This is a genomic window from Corallococcus exercitus (genome assembly GCF_003611585.1).
In the GTDB taxonomy this organism is placed as follows: Bacteria; Myxococcota; Myxococcia; order Myxococcales; family Myxococcaceae; genus Corallococcus; species Corallococcus exercitus.
The window spans coordinates 1-4748 of sequence record NZ_RAVW01000578.1 but is presented as its reverse complement, the minus strand read 5'-3'; the positions used below and the strand labels follow the sequence as shown (position 1 = coordinate 4748).

Below are 4748 nucleotides of genomic sequence, written 5' to 3'. Positions count from 1 at the left end.
GCCATGGATGGGCGCTACCTCTACTCCAGCCTCCGCGTGGGCGGCCATCCTTGACGCATGGGGGGGCCTGGGCTACGGCCTGCCCGCCCGGCCGCCCGTGGCCGGGGAAACCCTCTTCACCACCGGAAACCAAGGGGACGGCATGAAGTTCTTCATCGACAGCGCGGACGTCGGCGAAATCCGCAAGGCCCACGAGATGGGCTGCGTGGACGGCGTCACCACCAACCCGTCACTGCTGGCCAAGGTCGGCCGGAACCTGGAGGAGACCATCCGGGAGATCTGCTCCATCGTGGACGGTCCCATCAGCGCGGAGTGCGTCTCGCTGACGGCCCCGGAGCTCATCAAGGAAGGCCAGGGCCTGGCGAAGATCCACGACAACGTCGTCGTGAAGATTCCCATGGGCGTGGAGGGCATGAAGGCCGTCAAGGCGCTCACCGCCGACGGCATCCGCACCAACGTCACCCTCTGCTTCTCCGCCAACCAGGCCCTGCTGTGCGCCAAGGCCGGCGCCACGTACGTGTCGCCCTTCGTGGGCCGGCTGGACGACATCTCCCAGGACGGCATGGAGCTCATCGCCCACATCCTGGAGATCTACCAGAACTACGACTTCACCACGCAGGTGCTGGTGGCCAGCGTGCGCAACCCCGTCCACGTCCTCCAGGCCGCGCGCCTGGGCGCGGACGTCGCCACGCTGCCCTACAACGTCATCACCCAGCTGGCGAACCACCCCCTCACCGACGCGGGCATCCAGAAGTTCCTCGCGGACTGGGAGAAGGTCCCCAAGCAGGCGAAGCCCGCCGGGAAGTAGCCTCCCGGACAGAGGCCCCCCTGTCCGTTCCGGTGTCCCTGGAACGACGGGGGGACCCTCGCGGGGGCTGGCGCCCGAACGTCGGGAGCGGTATGGCAAGGGAGCGGATTGATATTTGAATCAACCCTCCCGGAGCCGCCCCATGGATTTCCAGCTCAGCGAGTCCCAGCGCGCCTTGCAGGACGCCGCGCGCAAGTACGCCCGTGACGTGGTGCGCCCCAAGGCCCCCCACTACGACGAGACCTCCGACTTCCCCAAGGACCTCATCTCCGCGGCCTTCGAGCTGGGCCTGCTGAACATGGCCATCCCGTCGGAGTACAACGGCGTGGGCCTGACGCACCTGGAGCAGGTCATCGTCTGTGAGGAGCTGGCGTGGGGCTGCGCGGGCGTGGCCACGTCCCTCATCGCCAACGACCTGGCCAACCTGCCCATCATCCTGTCCGGCACGGATGACCAGAAGAAGCGCCTGCTCGCCCCCTTCGGGGAGAAGCTGAAGCTCAGCTGCTTCTGTCTCACGGAGCCCGCCGCGGGCTCCGACGTGGCGGCCATGGGCACCACCGCGCGCCGCGAGGGCGACGAGTACGTGCTCAACGGCAGCAAGTGCTTCATCACCAACGCCGGCTACGCGGATCAGTTCACCGTGTTCGCCACGCTGGACAAGGGCAAGAAGCACAAGGGCATCACCTGCTTCGTCGTGGAGGGCCGTCCCCAGGGCCTCACCACCGGCAAGCACGAGAACAAGATGGGCCAGCGCGCCAGCAACACCACCACCGTCACGTTCGACGAGGTGCGCGTCCCGGCGAAGAACCGCATCGGCGAAGAGGGCGAGGGCTTCAAGATCGCCATGGCCACGCTGGACAACAGCCGCCCGCTGACCGCGAGCATCTCCATCGGCATCGCCCGCGCGGCGCTGGAGCACTCGCTGGAGTACTCGGCCCAGCGCCAGACGATGGGCAAGCCCATCCGCGAGCACCAGGCCGTCCAGTTCATGCTGGCGGAGATGGCCATGAACACCCACGCCGCGCGCCTGCTCACCTACGAGAGCGCCCAGGTGCTGGACGAAGGACAGCGCAACACCCTCCAGTCCAGCTATGCGAAGTGCTTCGCCGCGGACATGGCCATGAAGGTCGCCACGGACGCCGTGCAGGTGTTCGGCGGCTACGGCTACATGAAGGACTACCCCGTGGAGAAGCTGATGCGCGACGCCAAGCTCATCCAGGTCTACGAGGGCACGAGCCAGGTGCAGCGCCTGGTCATCGCGAAGGAACTGTTCAGGTAGAAAAGCAAAACTGTGCCCGGCGGGGCTTTCCCGTTGCCGCCGCCGTGTACGGATGTCTATTACTCCCGCCCTGATGCGCGGCGCGTCAAGCCGCCCTACTTTCCAAACACTCCCCACTGAGGAGAGCCCGCCGTGAAGATTCTCGTCACCGCCAAGCGCGTGGAAGATCCCGAGTCGAAGATCAAGGTGAAGCCGGACGGCTCCGACATCGTGAAGGAGGGGCTGAAGTACAAGATCAACCCCTTCGATGAAATCGGCGTGGAAGAGGGCCTGCGCCTTGCCGCGAAGCACACCGGCGAGGTGGTGGTGGTCTCCATCGGCGGCAAGGAGGTGCAGGAGCAGCTGCGCCACGCGCTGGCCATGGGCGCCAACCGCGCCATCTGGGTGAACCACACGGGCCCGCTGGATCAGCTGGGCATCGCGGGCCTGCTCCAGAAGGTCGCGGAGAAGGAGAAGCCGGACATCGTCCTCTTGGGCAAGCAGTCCATCGACGACGACCAGAACCAGGTGGGCCAGTACCTGGCGGAGTTCCTGGGCTGGGGCCAGGCCACGTTCGCCTCCAAGGTGGAGTCGCTGGAGAGCGACCAGGAGAAGAACAAGGTCCCCGCGGTGGTGCTGTCCGCGGACAAGAAGAGCGTCCAGGTGGTGCGTGAAGTGGACAACGGGCTCGCGACCCTGGAGGTCCAGCTGCCCGCGGTCGTCACCACGGACCTGCGCCTCAACCAGCCGCGCTACGCCAGCCTCCCGGGCATCATGAAGGCCAAGAGCAAGCCCATCGAGGAGCTGACCCCGGCGGGCCTGGGCGTGGACGTGGCGCCGAAGATCCAGGTGCTCAAGCTGGCGTCGCCCCCGGCGCGCAAGGCCGGCATCAAGGTGCCGGACGTGGCCACCCTGGTGGAGAAGCTGCACAACGAGGCGAAGGTCGTCTGACCGCGCTCCCCAACCCTTCCAACGATTCCGGAGACAGACACCATGTCCATCGTCCTCATCGTCGCCGAGCAGCAGCCGGACGGGAACCTGCGCAAGGCCTCCCTCAACGCCATCGCCGCGGGCAAGCAGCTGGCGGACAAGTCCGGCGGCGAGCTGCACCTCGTCCTGTTGTCCAAGGACCCGTCCAAGCTGGCGGAGGAGCTCAAGGGCTCCGGCGCCAAGGTCATCCACACCGCGGCCGCTCCGGAGCTGGAGCACTACCTGGCTGAGACCTACGCCCCCGTCGTCGCGGGCCTGGCGCAGGAGCTGAAGGCCACCTTCGTGGGCGCGGCCTCCACGGCGCAGGGCAAGGACCTGCTGCCGCGCGTCGCCGCCCGGCTGAAGGCCGCCATGGCCACCGACATCACCGCCATCAACGGCAGTGGCGCGGACATCACCTTCACGCGCCCCATGTGGGCCGGCAACGTGTTCGCCGAGGTGAAGCTCACCACGCCGGTGCAGGTCCTCAGCATCCGCGCCACGGAGTTCGCGCCGGTCGCTGGCGCGGGCGCGTCCGCGGAGGTGAAGTCCTTCCAGCCGAAGCTGGAGGCCTCCAAGACGAAGTTCGTCAGCTTCAACGAGGTGAAGAGCGCCCGTCCGGAGCTCACCGAGGCCAGCGTGGTTGTGTCTGGTGGCCGCGGCACCAAGGGTGACTTCAAGGAGGTCGAAGCGCTGGCGGACCTGCTGGGCGCCGCGGTGGGCGCGTCCCGCGCGGTGTGCGACGCGGGTTGGGTTCCCAACGACCTGCAGGTCGGTCAGACGGGCAAGGTCGTCGCGCCCAAGCTGTACATCGCCGCGGGCATCAGCGGCGCCATCCAGCACCTGGCCGGCATGAAGTCCTCGAAGACCATCGTCGCCATCAACAAGGACCCGGAGGCGCCCATCTTCCAGGTGGCCGACTACGGCCTCGTGGATGACCTCTTCAAGGTCCTGCCCGCGCTGCGCGAGGGCATCCAGAAGCTGAAGTAGTCCGCTTCCGCCGTCGCACGGCGGGCCGTGACACCCAGGGGGCGCGTCGCCGGGATTCCTTCCCGGGGCGCGCCCTTCGTCACGTCTTGGAGCCTAGAGCTCGATGTCGGTGTCGTGGCCGGGCTTCTTCTGGGCCGGCGGCTCGGAGGGCTCGGCCTCATCCGGCCCCGGGCCCTCCGGCACCCCTTCCGGGTCCAGCTCCTCGTGCCCGTCCGGCGCTTCGGAGGGCGCGTCGCCCGTGTCGAGCAGGTCGATGCGCTGTCCGTCCTGCACCTGGACGTAGAGGGTGCGGAAGGTCCACGCCTCGCCGTTCTTGTCGGCCACGGCGTGGAGGGTGCCGTCCGCCTTGGGGCCGTCCAGCGGGACGACGAACTCCGCGTGGGTGCGGCCGTTGACGGTGCTCACCTGGGTGTTGCTGGGGAAGCCCGCCTTGAAGGTGCCGCCCAGGGCCTGCTGCACGTGCGGGTCCTCCTGGGCCTCGGCGATGGCGTCCGTATACGCGCCCATGTCCTTGAAGGACGAGTAGCCCCAGCCCACGGCGATGGCGGCGAAGCAGAAGCACGAGCCCAGCATCCCCAGGCAGCCCACGGGCACCGCCCACTTCCAGTTGCGGCTCCACCACCCCTGGCGGGGCACGGGGGCGTAGTCACCCTCGGGACTTGTCTGCGGCGGCATGGGCCCTCCTGGCCTGGACCTGGGGCCGTGTCATAGCCGGTTCCGGAC

The 4748-nt window shown here is 68.0% G+C and carries 5 protein-coding genes; 4 read left to right on the top strand and 1 reads right to left on the bottom strand.

The genetic code is table 11. From position 1 onward, the window contains the following. Positions 1 to 142: 142 nt before the first annotated feature. The 4 genes from fsa (at position 143) to D7W79_RS38940 (ending at position 4025) form a co-directional block, all read left to right on the top strand. Complete coding sequence (gene fsa / locus D7W79_RS38955) at positions 143 to 808, top strand: fructose-6-phosphate aldolase (protein WP_120530299.1); 666 nt, start codon at positions 143 to 145, stop codon at positions 806 to 808. A gap of 142 nt (positions 809 to 950) precedes the next feature. Beyond that, positions 951 to 2087, top strand: coding sequence for an acyl-CoA dehydrogenase family protein (locus D7W79_RS38950; protein WP_120530298.1), 1137 nt, complete (start codon positions 951 to 953; stop codon positions 2085 to 2087). A 132-nt stretch (positions 2088 to 2219) separates the two neighbouring features. Continuing rightward, positions 2220 to 3017, top strand: coding sequence for an electron transfer flavoprotein subunit beta/FixA family protein (locus tag D7W79_RS38945; protein ID WP_120530297.1), 798 nt, complete (start codon positions 2220 to 2222; stop codon positions 3015 to 3017). Positions 3018 to 3059: 42 nt separating this feature from the next. Next, complete coding sequence (locus tag D7W79_RS38940; RefSeq protein ID WP_120530296.1) at positions 3060 to 4025, top strand: electron transfer flavoprotein subunit alpha/FixB family protein; 966 nt, start codon at positions 3060 to 3062, stop codon at positions 4023 to 4025. Between the two features lie 93 nt (positions 4026 to 4118). Here the strand turns inward: D7W79_RS38940 and D7W79_RS38935 are convergent, their stop codons facing one another. Next, positions 4119 to 4700: a cytochrome c oxidase assembly factor Coa1 family protein gene (locus D7W79_RS38935; RefSeq protein ID WP_120530295.1), complete on the bottom strand. Its 582-nt coding sequence runs from the start codon at positions 4698 to 4700 to the stop codon at positions 4119 to 4121. Positions 4701 to 4748 lie beyond the last annotated feature (48 nt).

Excerpts from the sequence above, each read along its gene's own strand:
- fsa (WP_120530299.1), top strand. The coding sequence starts at position 143 with ATGAAGTTCTTCATCGACAGCGCGGACGTCGGCGAAATCCGCAAGGCC.
- D7W79_RS38950 (WP_120530298.1), top strand. The coding sequence starts at position 951 with ATGGATTTCCAGCTCAGCGAGTCCCAGCGCGCCTTGCAGGACGCCGCG.
- D7W79_RS38940 (WP_120530296.1), top strand. The coding sequence starts at position 3,060 with ATGTCCATCGTCCTCATCGTCGCCGAGCAGCAGCCGGACGGGAACCTG.
- D7W79_RS38935 (WP_120530295.1), bottom strand. The coding sequence starts at position 4,700 with ATGCCGCCGCAGACAAGTCCCGAGGGTGACTACGCCCCCGTGCCCCGC.